This window comes from Tenacibaculum sp. XPcli2-G, from assembly GCF_024124505.1.
GTDB lineage: Bacteria > Bacteroidota > Bacteroidia > Flavobacteriales > Flavobacteriaceae > Polaribacter > Polaribacter mesophilus.
On sequence record NZ_JAMXSH010000003.1, the window covers coordinates 648,885 to 666,842 of the forward strand.

The window sequence follows — 17,958 nt, forward strand, 5'->3', positions numbered from 1 at the left end:
AAATTGTTTAATCAACATATGTAAAGGTGTTGTAGCTACTCCTCTTCTATTTTTGTCATATTCTTAAACAATTATAGTATGACTTTAATAGACAATCTTGAGTGGAGATATGCCACTAAAAAATTTGATGCTTCTAAAAAGGTTTCAGCACAGCATATAGAACTTTTAAAAAGAGCGATTCAATTAGCTCCTTCTTCTTATGGTCTGCAATTGTATACCGTTTTGATTATAGAAGACAGTGCAATAAAAGAACAGTTAAAAGCTGTTTCTTACGGACAGAGTCAAATTACTGATGCTTCGCATTTATTTGTTTTTTGCAATTATACAAAGGTTACCAATGACCATATAGATGCTTATTTTTCTTTAAAATCTGAAATAGAACAAGTAGACATTTCTAATTTTAAAGAGTATGCAGATTTTATTAAGTCTGACGTTACGAGCAGAACTTTGGTTGAAAAGAATAAGTGGACTTCTAACCAAGTTTACATTGCTTTGGGGAATTTGCTAAATGCTTGCTCTGAACTTAAAATAGATGCTTGTCCTATGGAGGGTTTTGACGCCGAAGCTTATAACAAAATATTAGACTTGGATAAGTTAGGTTTAAATGCTGCTGTAGTTGCTCCTGTTGGTTATCGTTCTGACGAGGATTATTCTCAAAATACATATAAAGTCAGAAAACCTATAGAAAGTCTTTTTATAGAATATAAACAGCATAAAGCACAATCTGCAAAACATTTTCTTAAATCTGCTCTTTTATTTAGCTTTTATTAAAACTAAGAGGAGGATAAATTCATTTATCTTTTTTTATATTTCATAAAATATTATAACCGTGCACGTTCCACGGTTTTTTATTTTGTTTATATTAGCTAGATAAAATAAAATTGCTAAAAATCTACCTATAAATGTTTTTATACTTCAAATAAATTAGACAAAATGCTGAAAAAAATTCTAAACTTAATTTTCTTTTTCTGTTATACTTTGGTTTTTGCACAAGAAACTGTAATAATTCCTAAGTTTTTATTTAATCCTATGGACTCCATTACAAAGCAAAGTTTTAATAAAAGTTTAGAATCCTTTTTTTTTGAGTTAACAAAAGGTAAAGTAAACGAAAATTTATTAACACCCAAAAGAAAAAAACTAACCTCTTCACAACTCCAAAAACTAGTAGATTATGAAATACGAAAAGATAGTTTGGCTTTGAAGTATAAAGACAAAAAACTAATAAATATTTATCCCTTATCCGATAAAAATAAATATTTCATCTCAATTTCATATAACTATCAGAAGCCTAATTCTGAAACAATTCTCTTATATATTGTTAATTTAATTGCAACAAAAGATAATGATAAATTTACTTTTTCAATTCCACTTGATTATTTAACTCGATACTGGAAAACACAAACTTTTGGTAATATTACTTATCACTTCAGAAATTTTATTAATACAGATAGAGCTAAGATATTTAATAAAAAAAACTCTGAAATTGCAAATAAATTAGGGGTACTACCAGAGAAGTTTGATTTTTATATGACTGAAAATTTTCAAGAAATTTCAGAACTCTTAGGTTATGGTTATTCCCTTTTCTCTAACGGAAAATACAGAGACGGTTATGGCGTAGATTCAAAAACAATTTTTGCAATAATGAATAATGAAGACTTTTCACACGATATATTCCATTATTATTCAGGTAAAATAAACAAGCGTAGCAATCGAAATTGGATAACCGAAGAAGGTTTTGCATATTTATGGGGCAATGCATATTACACTGACAAAAAAGGAGAAATGATTACGCATAAACGATTGGTAGTTGAATTAAAAAAATATCTTTCTAAAAACCCAAGCATAAGCCTTTATAAGCTTTTTAAAAGCAATAAAAAGATTTTTACAAATATAGCTCCTGAAAGTTCTGTACGCTCAACAATTTCTGGAGTTATAGCTAAAGAAATTGAAATAAAAAAAGGAAATAAAGCTATTTTAAAATTAATTAATGCAGGGCGGAAAAACAAGTTGGAAAACTACTTAAAAACTATTAATCAGCTGATTGGAATTAATAAAGAAAACTTTAATGTAAGAGTGAAAAAACTCATTGAAAAATATTAAAATTAGAAATGATTGTTACCTATACCACCTTTTTACAAGTTTTTAGTAAGCCTCTCCTATCTTTAATTTGATTAATAAATAAAACTCTTAAGCATATATTTAATATATGTATTTAGCACCCTTTTTTATTTTACCTTAGCTAATAATAAAAGAGGATAAAATTGTTATTATTAACTTCTTTTTCTTATTTTAAAAACAAGCTTCTTTTAATTATAATGAGATACTACAACATAATATTTCTTTTATTACTTTTTCAAGGCTGCAATACAATTACACTTTCAGAAATAGAAGCTAATAACATTTCAAATATACAAGTTAAAATATTGATTGAGGATGGTATTAAAAAAACATCATTGAATAAAATTAATGTTTATATATCTAACGGTGAGAAGAGAATTATTAATGAAAACATAAAGGTTCTATTAAACGGACAACCTTTAAAATTGTTTATTAGAACTGGAAATTATTATGATAAATATCCTGTTTATCTAACAGATGATTTGGTACGAAGAGAATCTTATTACTTTGAAATAATTTTACCTGACAGTGCTAAATATCCAATAGCTTATATAAAGCCAAGTAAAATAACATCAAAATTCAATTTCCCTAAAAATATATCTCTAGATGAAGACTTCGTACTAAACTGGAAAACTAATAATACATTAGCAAACGTAGAGTTATGGAAACTAGTACATCAAAAAGATAAAACAAACATGCATTCAGGTGGAAGATATGCAAAATCAACAATTCATCATACTATAAATACTAAAAAAGGAAACTATAAAGTACCAAAATTGTTTTATGAAGATTCTTTAACAATTGCAGATTATTTAAAAATTAGAATTAGTAGTGAAGAAGGTGGATTGATAAACCCCAAATTAATAACAAATAGTAAAATTTCATATACGTACGCAATAGAACAAACTATTAGTTTGGAAAACTAAACAACCCTTTTTTGTTTTACAAAATAAAAAATATGGCAAGAATATATTACGATAAGAAAAAACTATACGGAAAACCGTTTAAATCAGCTACTCTTAATATTAATTCTTTCAAATACATATTTGAAAATACAATTATTGAAAAAAACTTTCCAAAAAAAATTGAGTTTACTAATTCAAAGAAAGAGATTTTTAAAACGTTACTTTTATATACAGACGATATTGAATATGATTCAAGTAAACGTAAAGTTTATATTCCAAATTCAATTATATTTTATGACTATGAAGATTATAACTTCCCTACAGAGTTTTATTTTATTCTTAGAATTGAAAACCAAATTGAAATAAGAAAATGCAATGGTGGTGAAGATATAAAATGGTTTCATATTCCAGATATGCATAAACCTGTGTCTGATTTAAGATTTATAACTAAAATAGAAGCTACTTTCTCAGAACTCATTAAACTCCTAGAAGAAAATTTAAAAAGAGAAAAAAACTCAAACAAAAAAGTAAACACAAAAAAAGAGCGTCCATCTATAAATAGTATTCAGCGAGAAGCATACAAAGAACTGACTGAAATATGTGTTTTAAACAAAAAAGAATGCGTTTTAAATCATATAAAAAACCTTAAAAACTATGATAATGACAGTGAATATTTTACAACACTTAACTATTTAATAGACCTTTTAGAAGAGGATGATATTTCGTTTATTATAAGATTAGACTGGAAAGCTGATATTAAAGATTTAGAATGGTTTTTAAAATCAACATTAAAAGATAATTTTAACTTATCTATTGACTTACCCAGTCCTAATAATTACAAAAAAAATGCATCTGTTTCTTTTGATAACGTTTTTGAGGATTTCGATAAACCTTTAAGACAAAATAATCTTCAATTAGGGTTTATAGATACTCAATCAGACGAATATGTTTTTATTTTACATAAAATTACAGATAAAAAAAGAATACAAAAACTTATTAAACTTATTGGATACAACTATTACGAAAAATAAAAGTTATTTAAGTTACAAACACTAATTATATAGTTATTTAATGAACTTAATTACAAACTACCCTTATATACCAACAATCATAATTATACTTATTTTGAATTTTATAATTAAAAAAATTACACGAGCTAAACATTCTCCTCTTCTAAAGGCATTCTTATTTATAATGGCAATTATCTCTCAAGCTTGTAGTCCTTTTGCAGATCCTGTAGATAAATCTATTTCAGATTCCTATTACTATTCAAAATCAAAAAGTAACATCTGTTATTCTCCTATGGGAAATTGGTTTGAATTGGGTAACACTAAAATAAATGCAGATGTTGAGAGCTTCAAGGTCTTAGGAAGAGATTTTGGAAAAGACAAAAATCACCTCTATTTTAAAACTCATATTATAGATAATGAAGTAGATGTTTCTACCTTTTATGTCCACAAAGACAATTACATCTGTTTTGATAAAGACCATGTATATTTAGCTGTAAACTATTTACCCCAAGATATTCAAGAGGAAAGTCAAGGAAAAAAGCACTTGTGGAAAATAGCTAAAGCTAATCCAAACACATTCCAAAAAATTGATAATGATTGGTCTAAAGACGACAAATTTTATTTTTACAACTATCAGCCTGTAAATTTAGATTATAATTCATTTACAATTATAAATAGTAACTTTGTTAAAGATAAAAATAACGTATACTCATTAAAAAGCTATAAGTTACTAACTTCTACAATAGATCCAGCCACAACTAAAAAAGTCAACAATAGATATATTGCTGATAAAAACAATATTTATGATTTCCAAGAGTATCAAAATGGTAAAATGGTAGACTCTCTAATATCGATACCTTACCAAAACATCAACAATTTAACTGTTTTAAAAGATAAGTTTCTATTATTTGACAATAAGGTCGTTTATGATGGAGTAAAAATTGAGAATGCTGATGCTTCTTCTTTTGAAATAATTCAATTCCCGTATTCTAAAGATAAAAACTACGTATTCTATCACGGAGATATAATTGAAAAAGCTGACCCAAATACGTTCAGTATATTTAAAACCTCTTTTTATTCAAAAGATAAAAACCATGTATTTGTTTATGGAAAACTATTAAAAGGTGCTGATGTGGCTACTTTTGGACCAGTAAATAAAAAACATTCTTTACTGTATAAGGATAAAAATCATACTTATCGAGGAGACCAAATTGTAGAAAACAATTAAACCTACTAATAAGCTCACAAAGTATTTATAAGTAAAAGCTCTTAATTACTAAGGCAAGCTTTGAGGTGTTAATTTTTTTTAGTGGTACTATAAATATATGCCACTGTATCATAACATCATACAGTAGTATCGGATGATTTCATACACTACTGTATGAAGCTTAATACTAATTAATTATTATACGTCGTTCACCTATTATATGTAATAGAATTGGGATATTATTGTGTAGTAAAAGCATACATTTTTTGTACGGTTTTTTATTTTGTATTGTACAGCGCTTACTTAAAAAGAATAAAAAATTGCTAAAATTATGCTTATATCAATACAATAAAGTACCCTCAACAGTTTTATTCCTTATTTAAATTAGTTAGACAATATAAATGTGCGAATAAAAATACCTGTTGCTAACAATGAATTAAAAGTAATTTAGAAAGTAAAAAACAAGAGTTTATATATTAAATTAACAGCTGCTTAAATTTAAAAATCCCCGCTTAGACGGGAATTTTTGTATTATAAAATAAGTAAAGACAGTCTATTGAAACAAATCAGAAGATAAATAGCGGTCTCCTCTGTCGCAAATAACTGCAACGATCACACCCTTATCAATCGTTTTAGCTATTTCTAAAGCTGCATGTACTGCTCCTCCACTACTCATTCCTGCAAAAACACCTTCTTCTTGTGCTAACTTTCTAGTCATGTTTTTAGCATCATTTTCATCTAACTCTACCACTTGATCTACCTTACTTTTATTAAAGAATTTTGGTTGGTATTCTGGCGACCACTTACGAATTCCTGGTATTCTAGCTCCGTCTTTAGGTTGTGCTCCTACAATTTGCACCTCTGGATTTTGTTCTTTTAAATAGGTAGAAACTCCCATAATGGTTCCTGTAGTTCCCATCGCTGAAACAAAATGAGTTACTTCTCCTTCGGTGTCGTTCCAAATTTCTGGACCTGTAGTTTTATAGTGTGCTTTCCAGTTATCGGTGTTTTCAAACTGATTCAGCATAAAATAGCCTTTTTTATAGCGTAACTCTAAGGCGACATCTCTAGAACCTTCAATACCTCTTTCTGCATCCGTTAAAATAACCTCAGCTCCGTATGCACGCATAGTCTTCACACGTTCTTCTGTAGAGTTCTCAGGCATCACCAATACCATGTTTACTCCTAACACTTTTGCCATGAGCGCTAACGCTATTCCTGTATTTCCACTAGTTGCTTCTACTAAATAATCTCCTGGACGGATATTTTTCCTTTTAATAGCTTCAGCAATCATATTAAAAGCTGCTCTATCTTTTACGCTTCCGCCAGGGTTATTTCCCTCTAGTTTTAATAATAGTTTTACGCCTTCTTTTTGAAGAATGTTTGAAACTTCTATGAGTGGCGTATTTCCTATACTATCTATAATTGTTTTAGTTTTCATGGTTAATTTGGTACCTACATCATTTAACGTAGGATTTTCTAGTGGTTATTTTATTTTCTGACTCATAGGTTACAATAGATCCTTCGGGTACAGAGGTGGTTACGCAAACATTAGCACCAATTATACTATCTCTTCCTATCACTACATCGCCTCCTAAGATAGTTGCGTTGGCATAAATGGTTACATTATTTTCAATGGTTGGGTGCCTTTTTGTAGAAGCTAATTCTTTTTTAACTTGAATTCCTCCTAGGGTAACTCCTTGATATATTTTTACGTTTTCTTTAATAATGGTAGTTTCTCCAATTACAATTCCTGTTGCATGATCTATAAAAAACGAATCGCCAATGGTTGCTCCTGGATGGATATCTGTTCCTGTTAATCCATGCGCATATTCACTCATCATTCTTGGTAAAATCGGTATTTTCATTTTGTACAATTCATGACTCAAACGATATACAGCAATCGCATGAAACCCTGGATAGGCTAGATACACTTCACCTAAGCTTTTACAGGCTGGGTCAGTCTTTTCAAATGCCTTGGCATCTAAATCTAACTTTTCTCGTATTCCACAAAATGTTTGTTGGTATGCAGCCCATGTTTCCGAAGCATTTTTAATAGCCAACCCGTTTAAAATTTTTTTAAACTTTTCTTTTAAATGATTTGCTTTTTCTTGACATACATCATTAAACAATGCGTAAAATAATTGTTTTGTAAAATTTGCTACATCATCTTTTAATGATAAATCGTATTGTTTAAATTGCATTTATTCTTTTTTTACAAAAATAACTAACTTTCAGGAGCTAACTCAACCTCTAATCCTTCTAATTCAAGTGTTATTTGAATCTGGCATCCTAATCGGCTATTTTCTTCTACATGAAATGCTTCTGCTAACATTGCATCTTCATCATCATTCATTTCTGGCAATTCATGATTTGATTTTACATAACATTGACACGAGGCACACATCGCCATTCCTCCACAGATTCCAATAGTTCCTTCTGGAGCAAGTTCATAAGAACGAACCACCTCCATTAAATTCATTGCCATATCTGTCGGAGCAACTACCTCGTGCATTACACCTTCTCGATCTGTTATTTTTATATTAATATCTTGATTATCCATCAGTAACAATTTATTATAGGAATCAGTAGTTAGGTAGGCTATTTTAGTTTTGCTGGTGAAGGGGCTTACTAAAAATTTGTAATTACAACAAACTTATTCGCTAAACTCCTAACTACTTTCATCCTAATCCCCAATTATTCAATTGCTTTTACTACCGCTTTTGGCGCTTCTTTTCTTGTTCCATCAAAACCGTCTACACCACCAACAGTGGTATATTTCATCACATATTTTTTATCTGGATATATACGTTTATAAGCACTTTGACACATGAGTGTTGCTTCGTGGAATCCACACAAAATCAATTTTAGCTTTCCTGGATAGGTATTCACATCTCCAATGGCATAGATACCTTCTACATTGGTTTGGTAATCTAGCGCATTGTTTACTTTAATAGCGTTCTTCTCAATTTCTAATCCCCAGTTGGCAATAGGACCTAACTTTGGCGCCAATCCAAATAATGGGATAAAATGATCGGTATCTATCATATAAGGTTCTTTCCCTTTTTCTTCTACTACAACACCTGTTACATGATTTTCTCCTAATACTACTTTTACCTCTGCAGGTGTAATTAAGTTTATCTTTCCTAAATTCTTTAACTCTTGAACTTTTTCTACAGAGTCTAACGCTCCTCTAAACTCATTTCTTCGGTGAATTAAGGTTACCGATTTTGCTACATCTGTTAAGAAAATAGACCAATCTAAAGCAGAGTCTCCTCCTCCAGCGATTACCACATCTTTATCACGATACAGTTCTGGTTCTTTAATCATATACTCCACTCCCTTTTCTTCAAAATCAGCAATGTTAGGAATCGGTGGTTTACGAGGTTCAAAACTTCCCAGTCCTCCTGCAATAGCTACCACAGGTGCTTGGTGTTTTGTTCCTTTATTGGTAGTTACGATAAACGTTCCGTCATCTTGCTTTTCAATAGTATCAGCACGCTCACCTAAGGTAAACCCTGGTTCAAATTGCTTGATTTGTTCCATCAAGTTCTTAGTTAAATCTCCTGCTAAGATCTCTGGATATGCTGGAATATCGTAAATAGGTTTCTTTGGATAAATTTCTGAACACTGCCCTCCTGGTTGTGGTAAGGCGTCAATTAAATGACAACGTAATTTTAATAACCCTGCTTCAAAAACAGTGAATAGTCCTGTTGGACCCGCTCCAATAATTAATATATCTGTTTGTATCATGTTCTCTTTATTTTGTCACTTCGACTACGCTCAGTGACCTCTCTCTATTTTATAAATTTATAGATTTCTTCATTTTAGCCTGTCTTGAGCTTTTCGACTTCCCTCAAGATAAACTTGGGCGAAAGATTACTTTACCAAACTCTCAGTTAGCTTATTTAATGTTTCTACTTTTTGTTCAAAGTTTCCTTTGATGGTTTTTCTATAACTATTTAAGTTTTGTACTAATTGATTGATGTCTTCTGGAATTACTTCTTCAAAAAACTGACGCAATCTTTTAGCAGTTGTTGGCGATTTTCCATTGGTTGAAATAGCTACTTTTACGTTTCCTTTGGTAACAATTCCGCCCATATAAAAATCACAACATGGTGGATTGTCTGCTACATTCACCAATTTATTTTGGCTCCTACAATCTTTATACACTTGTATATTTACTTCAGGAACATCAGTGGTTGCAATCACCAAATGTTTTCCTTGTAAATACGTGTCGTTATAGCTATCTATTATCATATTCACCTCACCTTTTTGAGCTACTTCAACAGTTTCTTCTCTAAAAAAAGAAGCTACCATAGTTACCTTAGCATCTGGACTCGATTTTAATAAAAATCGTAGTTTTTCCTCTGCTACGAACCCTCCACCTATAATTAGCACTTCCAATTCTTTAGTCTTTAAAAAGATTGGATATAGATTATTTCTTTCTTCCATTATACCACCTCTTTTAAAGCTACTTCTTGTTGTATTTGTAGTAATTGCTGTCTGTGATTTACCACATCTCCTAACAGAATAATAGCAGGATTACTCAAGTTGTTTTTAGCCACTACTTCTTCTATCGTATCTACAGTACCGATTCCTATTTTTTCTTCAGGAGTTGTTCCGTTTTGAATAATGGCTACTGGTAACTCGTTCTTTCCTTCTTGCTTAAAAAGCTGAATGATTTCTGAGAGTTTCCCCATTCCCATTAAAATAACAACCGTTGCATTTGATTTTGCAGCTAAAGCAACATCGTTTGACAATTGGTGCTGTTTAGTGGTCCCTGTAATTACCCAAAAGCTTTCTGAATTTCCTCTTTTTGTCAACGGAATATTCTGATACGCTGGTACTGCTAAGGATGAAGAAATACCTGGCACTACAGCAACCTCTAATCCGTGTTTTGCAGCATACTCCATTTCTTCTGCCCCTCTACCAAAAATGAAAGGATCACCTCCTTTTAAACGTACTACATGTCCGTGAGAGAATCCGCTCGCGACAATCAACTCATTGATTTGTTCTTGTTGATAACGGTAGCACCCTCTTCGTTTTCCCACAAAAATTAATTCTGTATTCGGATTCACATATCCTAACAGTTCATTATTCACCAATGCATCGTACAATACTACATCTGCTTGTTCTAATGCTTTGATGGCTTTTAAGGTAATTAAATCAGCATCTCCTGGTCCTGCACCTACTACGGTTAATTTCGGTTGATTTTTCATTGGACTCTCCTTTTTTTAACTTTCTACGGCTGCCTTTCTATAAACATCTACTGTTTTATAAAATGCTGTTGCACTTTCTAAATATCCTTTTGCAAAAGCTTCCGTAGGTTCATTCTTATTAATTTGATAAATCAATTCTGAGAATGAACTTGATAATTCTATTTTATTTGTTGCTACAAACAATTCATCAAAATTGGTAATGATTCCTGCTTGTGTATTGGTTTTTGCTCCTTCTGCAGTTAACAAGGCTTTAGCAGTGTTTACCATAGCTGCATAAGCGTGGTAAATACTATCTGACCATTGTTGATTATTCAAGGCTTGTGAAGCATTTTCTATCTTTTCTTCACTTTCAAAAAGTAAGGTTGCTACTAAATCAATTACAACTCCTGCACATTCCCCTACCCCTATGGCTTTTACATAATTTTTATCGTGACCCCAATCAATAAAATCATCTTCCGTTAAATTGGTGGTGTCTGATAACTCTTTTAAAAGCTCATAGAAATATGTTTTTCCTTGTCTATCGTAATAGCTTAAGAAGTCTTCATTGGGTTGTTTATGGCTTTCAAAGTTGTTTAATAAGATTCGTAAAGATTCTGGTCCTCTTTTACTTGGTATTTTTATCAACTTATCAGCAAAACGACCATTTCCTTCTCCTAAAACTCCTCCTCCAACTAATACTTGTAAAGCTGGTGCTAATAACTTTCCTACTTTTATAGACATTCCTTGAAAACCAATGTGCGCCATGTTGTGTTGTCCACAAGCATTCATACACCCACTAATTTTAATGGTAATATCTTTGTTATTTACATACTGTGGATATTCAGCTTTTAACACACGTTCTAACTCTGCTGCAATTCCTGTACTACTTGCAATACCTAAATTACATGTGTCGGTTCCCGGACATGCAGTAATATCATTCAAACTATTATATCCTTCGTCTGCAAAACCTAACTTTTGTAGTTCCGCATAGAAAAATGGTAAAAACTCCTCTCTTACGTGACGAATCAAAATATTTTGACGTAACGTAAAACGCAACTCATTTGCCCCATATTTCTTGATTAAATCAGCTAACAAACGTGCTTTATCGGTATAAAAATCTCCTAAATGTACTTTAATACCTATCGCGTATAACCCCTCTTGCTTTTGCTTGAAAACATTCGTTGTTTTCCAGTTTTGATACGCTTCTTTATCTTCAATTACTACAGATGGAACTTCGTTGGTTTCAAAAACAATGTCTTGTTCAAAGTCGGTAGTATTTATCGGGTACGTTTTATATGCTAATGCATTTCTTTCAGCTGCAACCAGTTCTAAGAAAGCATCAACACCTAAATCTTTCACTAAGAATTTTAAACGAGCTTTGGCTCTTTTAGCACGTTCTCCGTAACGGTCGAACACACGTAACACTCCTTCAATAGTTGGTATCAATAAATCTGCTTCTAAAAACTCATAAATTACATCGGCATGACGTGGTTGTGACCCTAATCCTCCTGCCAATAATACCTTGAATCCTTTTACTTCTTTACCGTCAACTGTTTTCGTTTTTGCAATGAATCCTAAATCGTGAATAAAACTCAACGCGGTATCTTCTTCTGTTGCAGAGAAAGACATTTTGAATTTTCTTCCCATTTCTTGACAGATTGGATTACGCAAGAAAAATTGAAAGGTTGCATGTGCATACGGTGTTACATCAAACGGTTCTTTCGGATCGATTCCCGCAGTTTCTGAAGCTGTAACATTACGTACTGCATTACCACATGCTTCACGTAACGTAATATCGTCTTTCTCTAACTGTGCCCATAATTCAGGGGTTCTGTCTAAACTTACGTGGTGAATTTGAATATCTTGACGTGTCGTAATGTGTAAACGACCACGAGAATATTCGTCAGAAACATCCGCTATTCTATGCAACTGTTCACTCGTAACTTTACCATACGGTAATTTTATACGAATCATTTGTACCCCAAACTGACGTTGCCCGTAAATTCCTCTGGCTAGACGTAAGCTTCTAAAACGTTCTTCATCTATTTTTCCTTCGTTAAACAAACGTATTTTACGTTCTAACTCTAGGATATCCTTTTCTACTAAAGGGTTTTCTATTTCTGATCTAAAACTTTGCATGTGTTTTTTTAATAGTTGTTTGCTTATAAAAGCGTTGTTATTAGTTATGTAAGAACTTTTGCTTTGCTAACAATTGTTCTTCTGTTTCTACATGTGCATCATCTGGCACACAACAATCTACTGGACATACTGCTGCACATTGTGGTTCTTCATGAAATCCTTTACACTCAGTACATTTATCAGGCACTATAAAATAGTACTCGTCTGATACTGACTCATTCTCCTCGTCTGCATTTACAGAAGCTCCATCTAATAAGGTTACATTTCCTTGTAATGACGTTCCTTCGCTATATTTCCAGTCACTCGCTCCTTCATAAATGGCTGTATTTGGGCATTCTGGTTCACAAGCCCCACAGTTAATGCACTCATCTGTAATGATTATTGCCATAACTTTTATTATTTACTTGATAAAACCAACTCCTGATGTGGTATTGGTTTTTGGATTGATGATTATAAAGGCTCCGTTAGCTTTGTTTTCCTCATATGAATCAACAAACAATGGTTTACTTACTTTTAAACTCACTTCTCCAATTTCGTTTAATGATAATTTGGCAGGCGCTTCTTCTACTCCAGAAAAATCAGTACGAACAATTGTTTTTAACTCCGTTATTTTTGCTTGCGCATCATTTACACCATGCTTGATGTAATATTTTTGAGAAGCTTGTAATGGTGCTTTATCCATCCAACAAATAGTAGCTTCTAATTGTTTTACCACAGAAGGTTCTTCTCCTGTTTTAACCAACATATCACCTCTACTTACATTTACATCATCTTCTAAAGTGATGTTTACAGAGCTTCCTCTTTTTGCTCTTGCATATTCTTTATCAAAAAATCGAATGCTTTTTATAGTAGATTTTGTTGCTGATGGTAATACCGTTATACTATCTCCTACTGCTAAATCATCTCCATACAATTTCCCAGCATATCCTCTAAAATCATGATACTCATCCGTTTTAGGTCGAATAACTGTTTGCACTGGGAAACGTGCTTTTGATACTTCTTGCGTATCTTCAGACCCCAAGTTTTCAAGGTAATTCAGTAATGTTTCTCCTTTATACCAAGGGGTGTTTTCTGAAGACTTCACAACATTATCTCCTTTCAAAGCTGAAAGAGGTATGAATGTGATATTTTGATTTTGATAGTCACTCTTCTTTGCTAAATATTCTATCTCACCTTTAATCTGGTTAAATTTTTCTTCTGAAAAGTCAACCAAATCCATTTTGTTTACAGCTACTATCACATCTTTTACTCTCAATAAATTATTGATAAAAAAGTGACGATAGGTTTGTTCTACCACTCCATTTCTGGCATCTACCAAAATGATAGAGGCTTGAGAATTTGATGCTCCAGTAACCATGTTTCTGGTATACTCAATATGACCTGGAGTGTCGGCTATGATAAAGCTTGTTTTTGGTGTTGAGAAATATATGTGAGCTACATCAATAGTAATTCCTTGTTCACGTTCTGCTACTAATCCGTCAGTGGCTAAAGAAAAATCTAAGTAATCAAACCCACGTTGTTTACTTTTTTCTTCTATCGCTTCTAATTTATCTTGGGTTAATGATTTTGTATCGTATAAAATTCGCCCGATTAGTGTACTCTTTCCGTCATCTACACTTCCTGCTGTTGCTATTTTTACTACGTTCATATTTTATGTTGTTGGCGATTGGCAATTGGCCATTAGCTTTTAGCCTTTAGCACTTGCCTAGTTTTATATTGTTATTAATTTTCATATTGCTAACAGCCAAGAGCTAATAGCAAAAAACTTTTTTTAAAAATATCCTTGTTGTTTACGTTTCTCCATTGCTGCTTCTGAGCGTTTATCGTCTATTCTTGCTCCTCTTTCTGATATAGTTGATTCTCTAATTTCGTCTACTACTGTATCAATGTCTATTGCATCTGATAAAACTGCTGCCGTACAACTCATATCTCCTACTGTTCTAAAACGAACCATACGCTCTTTTACTTCTTCTTCCTCTTCTCTATACACAACTTCATCGTTTGCAGACCAAATTAACCCATCTCTAATAAAAGTGGCTCTTTTATGAGCGAAATAGATGGATGGAATTTCAATTTGTTCTTGTTGTATATACGACCATACATCTAACTCTGTCCAGTTAGAAATTGGAAAAACACGTACATTTTGACCTAAATCAATTCTTCCATTTAGCATGTCGAATAATTCTGGACGTTGATTCTTTTCATCCCATTGTCCAAAATCATCTCGTACTGAAAAAATACGCTCTTTAGCTCTCGCTTTTTCTTCATCTCTACGCGCTCCACCGATACATGCGTCGAAACCAAATTCTTCAATGGCATCTAATAACGTTTCGGTCTGTAACATGTTTCGGCTAGCGTACTTTCCTGTTTCTTCTTTTACTTTACCAGCATCAATGTTGTCTTGTACTTCTCTTACGATTAACTCAACACCTAATTCTTCTACCAAACGATCTCTAAATTCAATCGTTTCAGGAAAATTATGTCCTGTATCGATATGCAATAAAGGGAATGGAATTTTTGCTGGATAAAATGCTTTTTGAGCAAGTCGCACCAGTGTTATGCTATCTTTGCCCCCCGAAAACAATAACACCGGTTTTTCAAATTGCGCGACTACTTCTCTTAATATATATATGGCTTCACTTTCTAAAGCTCCTACTTGTATCGTTTCTGTATTCATAATCATGTTCTTTAAATATGTAAACCACATTCTCTGTTACTTTCTACTTTTGTGGGATCGAAGTACTTAAACTCGTTAGGTAATTGATGCTCTTCTAAATAAGCATCTAACTTCTCATCTGACCAATGGTAAAACGGACTCACTTTTAATATTCCATCTTTACTTCTTGAAACAATATCAATACTATCTCTAAAAGCTGTTTGTCCTTTTCTTAAGTTCGTAAACCAAACATCTGGCTTATGTTCTTCCATCGCTCTTTTAAAAGGCTCTAACTTCACTTGCTCAGTAAATACCGCATGTTTTGGGTCATCAACTGTTGGTAATCCTAAAGTGATGTTTCTGTGTGCTACCGTTTGTTTAGGTACATACAACTGAATGTTTAATTGTAATTTTTCAATTAACTCTTCAGCATGTTTATAGGTTTGTGGAGTATTATATCCTGTATCACACCAAATAACATCTATACTGTTTTTTACTGATGCTACTGCGTGTAAAATGGCTCCTTCATAGGGACGAAAGTTTGTAGTTACTACGGCTTTATTTGCTTGTAGTAATGCCCAAACAATAATCTCTTTTGGAGATTTGTTTTTTAACTCTGCGTTTACTGCTTCTAAATTCATTGTTTCTATACTCATTTTTTGCCCCATTTAATACTGTTCCAAACTCTTTCGTGAAAAAAATACAATAGCATTTTTGTTACTAATTCTACAGCTCCAATTGAAAAAGCTGTTTTTACTTGTCCTGTAATTACCCATGATATTAATATTGTATCTATGGTACCAACAACTCTCCAACTTATTGATTTTATAATGCTTCTTAGTGGCTTTTCAGAAAGCTTATCTTCTTTATAATTAGCTTTATTTTCTACTACTTGTTCTACAATCATTTTTAAAATACCATTACCCTATCGGAATACTAGGTTTTAAGTCGACAAATATACAGATGCTTTTTAATTTTCCAAGGGGAAATCAAAAAAATATTTGAATTTTACAATTTGTTAATACTACACTAAATCTGCAAGTGTGTTATTACGAAGTACTTGTAGCGTATTATCTCTTACTTGAATCATTAATTTGTGTACTGAGCATGCTTCTTCATCTGGACAGTCATCACATTTTTCATAATAATTCAAACTAACACAGGGTACCATAGCAATAGGTCCTTCTAGTGTTCTAATAACATCAGTCATTTTAATTTCGCTCGCAGGCTTTAGCAAATAATAGCCTCCACCCTTTCCTTTTTTTGCTCCTAAAATCCCTGATTTTCGTAAGGTAAGTAATATGCTTTCTAAAAACTTGTGTGAAATATTTTCGTTTTCTGAAATGGTAGCTATTTGTACCATAGTGCCCTTTTCTTGTTTTGCAATAAAAGTAAGCGCCTTAATTCCGTATTTTGTTTTCTTAGAAAGCATATCACAAATATATGCTTTACTTCTTAATTATTTAATGCTTGATTTAAATCGTTAATTATATCCTCTACATTTTCTAGTCCTACCGAGCATCGTACCAATCCATCTGTTATTCCTACTTCTAATCGATCCTCTTCACTTAACTTACTGTGAGTGGTTGATGCTGGATGTGTTACAATCGTTCGTGTGTCTCCTAAATTTGCTGATAATGAGCATACTTTTATACTATTTAAAAAGTTGCGTCCAGCTTCAATACCTCCTTTTACTTCAAAAGCGACAATGTTCCCTCCCAATCGCATTTGCTTTTTTGCAATTTCATGCTGTGGATGCGACTTTAAAAATGGATACTTTACCAAGTTCACCTTCGGGTGCTCTTCTAAAAACTGCGCCACCTTCAACGCATTCTCGCAATGTTTTTCCACTCGTATCGATAAAGTTTCTAAACTCTTAGACAGCACCCAAGCATTGAATGGCGACATTGCAGGTCCAGTGTTTCTTGAAAACAAATAAATTTCTCTTATCAGTTCCTCTTTTCCCACCACAACACCTCCTAAAACACGTCCTTGACCATCTATTAATTTTGTTGCTGAATGAATTACCAAATCTGCTCCAAATTTGATAGGATTCTGTAAGTACGGAGTTGCAAAACAATTATCTATCACTAACAATAAATTGTGCTTCTTTGCAATACTTCCTAACAACTCTAAATCTAAAATATCAACTGCTGGATTTGTTGGAGTTTCAGCATACAATATTTTTGTATTCGGCTGAATTAAACTTTCAATCCTATCTACCTCATTAATTTTAAAATAACTCGTTTCTATATTCCATTTAGGTAAATACTTTGTAAACAAACTATGAGTTGACCCAAAAACAGAGCGACACGATACTATATGATCCCCCGCATTTAACAGGGTGCCAAAAGTTGAAAACACGGCTGCCATACCGGTTGCAAACGCATATCCTGCCTCGGCACCTTCCATAGCCACTATTTTGTCGACAAACTCTGTAGTATTCGGGTTTGAAAATCGGCTATATAAGTTTCGTTGCTTTTCTTCAGCAAACGACGCTCTCATATCTTCAGCATCGTCAAATACAAAACTTGAGGTTAGGTATAAGGGTGTAGAATGCTCAGAAAATTGTGTACGTTCTGTTTGTGTTCGTATGGCTTGTGTTTCAAAATTTTTGCTCATGTTATTTTTTTAGATGTTTGACCGCTTTGCTTCTAGGTAAAAGAATCAAGATTTATGGGGCTTAGCTCTTATATCTTTTCTCTCTGCTCTATTTTCTTGG

General features: G+C 32.5%; 19 protein-coding genes. 5 read left to right on the forward strand and 14 right to left on the reverse strand.

Annotated features, from left to right (window positions below; translation table 11 throughout):
* Positions 1 to 78 precede the first annotated feature (78 nt).
* The 5 genes from NH341_RS10760 to NH341_RS10780 all read left to right on the forward strand — a co-directional run bounded on the left by NH341_RS10760 (position 79) and on the right by NH341_RS10780 (position 5,261).
* Positions 79 to 771, forward strand: coding sequence for an NAD(P)H-dependent oxidoreductase (locus tag NH341_RS10760; protein ID WP_253056820.1), 693 nt, complete (start codon positions 79 to 81; stop codon positions 769 to 771).
* A 162-nt stretch (positions 772 to 933) separates the two neighbouring features.
* Positions 934 to 2,100: a hypothetical protein gene (locus NH341_RS10765; protein WP_253056822.1), complete on the forward strand. Its 1,167-nt coding sequence runs from the start codon at positions 934 to 936 to the stop codon at positions 2,098 to 2,100.
* A 353-nt stretch (positions 2,101 to 2,453) separates the two neighbouring features.
* On the forward strand, positions 2,454 to 3,044 hold the full coding sequence (locus tag NH341_RS10770) for a hypothetical protein (protein ID WP_253056824.1): 591 nt from the start codon (positions 2,454 to 2,456) through the stop codon (positions 3,042 to 3,044).
* Positions 3,045 to 3,076: 32 nt separating this feature from the next.
* Positions 3,077 to 4,054: a hypothetical protein gene (locus tag NH341_RS10775; protein WP_253056826.1), complete on the forward strand. Its 978-nt coding sequence runs from the start codon at positions 3,077 to 3,079 to the stop codon at positions 4,052 to 4,054.
* Positions 4,055 to 4,217: 163 nt separating this feature from the next.
* The gene (locus NH341_RS10780; RefSeq protein ID WP_253056828.1) at positions 4,218 to 5,261 is read left to right on the forward strand and encodes a DKNYY domain-containing protein; all 1,044 of its coding nucleotides are present in this window, start codon (positions 4,218 to 4,220) and stop codon (positions 5,259 to 5,261) included.
* A 532-nt stretch (positions 5,262 to 5,793) separates the two neighbouring features.
* Here the strand turns inward: NH341_RS10780 and cysM are convergent.
* From cysM to NH341_RS10850, 14 genes are all read right to left on the reverse strand, one after another.
* Entirely contained in the window at positions 5,794 to 6,681 is an 888-nt protein-coding gene (cysM, locus tag NH341_RS10785; RefSeq protein ID WP_159495371.1) for a cysteine synthase CysM, read from the reverse strand.
* A 19-nt stretch (positions 6,682 to 6,700) separates the two neighbouring features.
* Positions 6,701 to 7,444, reverse strand: coding sequence for a serine O-acetyltransferase EpsC (gene epsC, locus NH341_RS10790; RefSeq protein WP_047789529.1), 744 nt, complete (start codon positions 7,442 to 7,444; stop codon positions 6,701 to 6,703).
* Between the two features lie 23 nt (positions 7,445 to 7,467).
* Positions 7,468 to 7,803: a 2Fe-2S iron-sulfur cluster-binding protein gene (locus NH341_RS10795; protein WP_073182911.1), complete on the reverse strand. Its 336-nt coding sequence runs from the start codon at positions 7,801 to 7,803 to the stop codon at positions 7,468 to 7,470.
* Between the two features lie 134 nt (positions 7,804 to 7,937).
* A complete protein-coding gene (locus tag NH341_RS10800) occupies positions 7,938 to 8,993 on the reverse strand; it encodes an NAD(P)/FAD-dependent oxidoreductase (RefSeq protein ID WP_253056830.1) in 1,056 nt (351 codons plus the stop codon).
* A gap of 126 nt (positions 8,994 to 9,119) precedes the next feature.
* Positions 9,120 to 9,695, reverse strand: coding sequence for a bifunctional precorrin-2 dehydrogenase/sirohydrochlorin ferrochelatase (locus NH341_RS10805; RefSeq protein ID WP_239179381.1), 576 nt, complete (start codon positions 9,693 to 9,695; stop codon positions 9,120 to 9,122).
* A complete protein-coding gene (gene cobA / locus NH341_RS10810) occupies positions 9,695 to 10,462 on the reverse strand; it encodes a uroporphyrinogen-III C-methyltransferase (protein WP_253056832.1) in 768 nt (255 codons plus the stop codon). The genes NH341_RS10805 and cobA overlap by 1 nt, the downstream gene beginning before the upstream one ends.
* A 15-nt stretch (positions 10,463 to 10,477) precedes the next feature.
* Positions 10,478 to 12,580 carry a HEPN domain-containing protein gene (locus NH341_RS10815; protein WP_253056834.1) on the reverse strand — a complete coding sequence of 701 codons (2,103 nt, stop codon included), beginning with the start codon at positions 12,578 to 12,580 and terminating at the stop codon, positions 10,478 to 10,480.
* Positions 12,581 to 12,620: 40 nt separating this feature from the next.
* Positions 12,621 to 12,968, reverse strand: a complete 348-nt coding sequence (locus NH341_RS10820) for a 4Fe-4S dicluster domain-containing protein (RefSeq protein ID WP_253056836.1) — start codon at positions 12,966 to 12,968, stop codon at positions 12,621 to 12,623.
* A 12-nt stretch (positions 12,969 to 12,980) separates the two neighbouring features.
* A complete protein-coding gene (locus NH341_RS10825; protein WP_253056838.1) occupies positions 12,981 to 14,228 on the reverse strand; it encodes a sulfate adenylyltransferase subunit 1 in 1,248 nt (415 codons plus the stop codon).
* Positions 14,229 to 14,351: 123 nt separating this feature from the next.
* Positions 14,352 to 15,257: a sulfate adenylyltransferase subunit CysD gene (cysD, locus tag NH341_RS10830; RefSeq protein ID WP_253056840.1), complete on the reverse strand. Its 906-nt coding sequence runs from the start codon at positions 15,255 to 15,257 to the stop codon at positions 14,352 to 14,354.
* A gap of 11 nt (positions 15,258 to 15,268) precedes the next feature.
* Entirely contained in the window at positions 15,269 to 15,877 is a 609-nt protein-coding gene (locus NH341_RS10835) for a phosphoadenosine phosphosulfate reductase family protein (protein ID WP_159495372.1), read from the reverse strand.
* Positions 15,878 to 15,888: 11 nt separating this feature from the next.
* Positions 15,889 to 16,143 carry a DUF2061 domain-containing protein gene (locus NH341_RS10840; RefSeq protein ID WP_073182924.1) on the reverse strand — a complete coding sequence of 85 codons (255 nt, stop codon included), beginning with the start codon at positions 16,141 to 16,143 and terminating at the stop codon, positions 15,889 to 15,891.
* Positions 16,144 to 16,260: 117 nt separating this feature from the next.
* Positions 16,261 to 16,668: an Rrf2 family transcriptional regulator gene (locus NH341_RS10845; protein WP_047789518.1), complete on the reverse strand. Its 408-nt coding sequence runs from the start codon at positions 16,666 to 16,668 to the stop codon at positions 16,261 to 16,263.
* A 23-nt stretch (positions 16,669 to 16,691) separates the two neighbouring features.
* The gene (locus tag NH341_RS10850; protein ID WP_239179377.1) at positions 16,692 to 17,858 is read right to left on the reverse strand and encodes an O-succinylhomoserine sulfhydrylase; all 1,167 of its coding nucleotides are present in this window, start codon (positions 17,856 to 17,858) and stop codon (positions 16,692 to 16,694) included.
* Positions 17,859 to 17,958 lie beyond the last annotated feature (100 nt).

Bases quoted from the DNA above. Each gene is read 5' to 3' on its own strand.
- NH341_RS10760 (WP_253056820.1), top strand. From the start codon at position 79: ATGACTTTAATAGACAATCTTGAGTGGAGATATGCCACTAAAAAATTT.
- NH341_RS10765 (WP_253056822.1), top strand. From the start codon at position 934: ATGCTGAAAAAAATTCTAAACTTAATTTTCTTTTTCTGTTATACTTTG.
- NH341_RS10775 (WP_253056826.1), top strand. From the start codon at position 3,077: ATGGCAAGAATATATTACGATAAGAAAAAACTATACGGAAAACCGTTT.
- NH341_RS10780 (WP_253056828.1), top strand. From the start codon at position 4,218: ATGGCAATTATCTCTCAAGCTTGTAGTCCTTTTGCAGATCCTGTAGAT.
- cysM (WP_159495371.1), bottom strand. From the start codon at position 6,681: ATGAAAACTAAAACAATTATAGATAGTATAGGAAATACGCCACTCATA.
- epsC (WP_047789529.1), bottom strand. From the start codon at position 7,444: ATGCAATTTAAACAATACGATTTATCATTAAAAGATGATGTAGCAAAT.
- NH341_RS10795 (WP_073182911.1), bottom strand. From the start codon at position 7,803: ATGGATAATCAAGATATTAATATAAAAATAACAGATCGAGAAGGTGTA.
- NH341_RS10800 (WP_253056830.1), bottom strand. From the start codon at position 8,993: ATGATACAAACAGATATATTAATTATTGGAGCGGGTCCAACAGGACTA.
- NH341_RS10805 (WP_239179381.1), bottom strand. From the start codon at position 9,695: ATGGAAGAAAGAAATAATCTATATCCAATCTTTTTAAAGACTAAAGAA.
- cobA (WP_253056832.1), bottom strand. From the start codon at position 10,462: ATGAAAAATCAACCGAAATTAACCGTAGTAGGTGCAGGACCAGGAGAT.
- NH341_RS10815 (WP_253056834.1), bottom strand. From the start codon at position 12,580: ATGCAAAGTTTTAGATCAGAAATAGAAAACCCTTTAGTAGAAAAGGAT.
- NH341_RS10820 (WP_253056836.1), bottom strand. From the start codon at position 12,968: ATGGCAATAATCATTACAGATGAGTGCATTAACTGTGGGGCTTGTGAA.
- NH341_RS10825 (WP_253056838.1), bottom strand. From the start codon at position 14,228: ATGAACGTAGTAAAAATAGCAACAGCAGGAAGTGTAGATGACGGAAAG.
- cysD (WP_253056840.1), bottom strand. From the start codon at position 15,257: ATGAATACAGAAACGATACAAGTAGGAGCTTTAGAAAGTGAAGCCATA.
- NH341_RS10835 (WP_159495372.1), bottom strand. From the start codon at position 15,877: ATGAATTTAGAAGCAGTAAACGCAGAGTTAAAAAACAAATCTCCAAAA.
- NH341_RS10840 (WP_073182924.1), bottom strand. From the start codon at position 16,143: ATGATTGTAGAACAAGTAGTAGAAAATAAAGCTAATTATAAAGAAGAT.
- NH341_RS10845 (WP_047789518.1), bottom strand. From the start codon at position 16,668: ATGCTTTCTAAGAAAACAAAATACGGAATTAAGGCGCTTACTTTTATT.
- NH341_RS10850 (WP_239179377.1), bottom strand. From the start codon at position 17,858: ATGAGCAAAAATTTTGAAACACAAGCCATACGAACACAAACAGAACGT.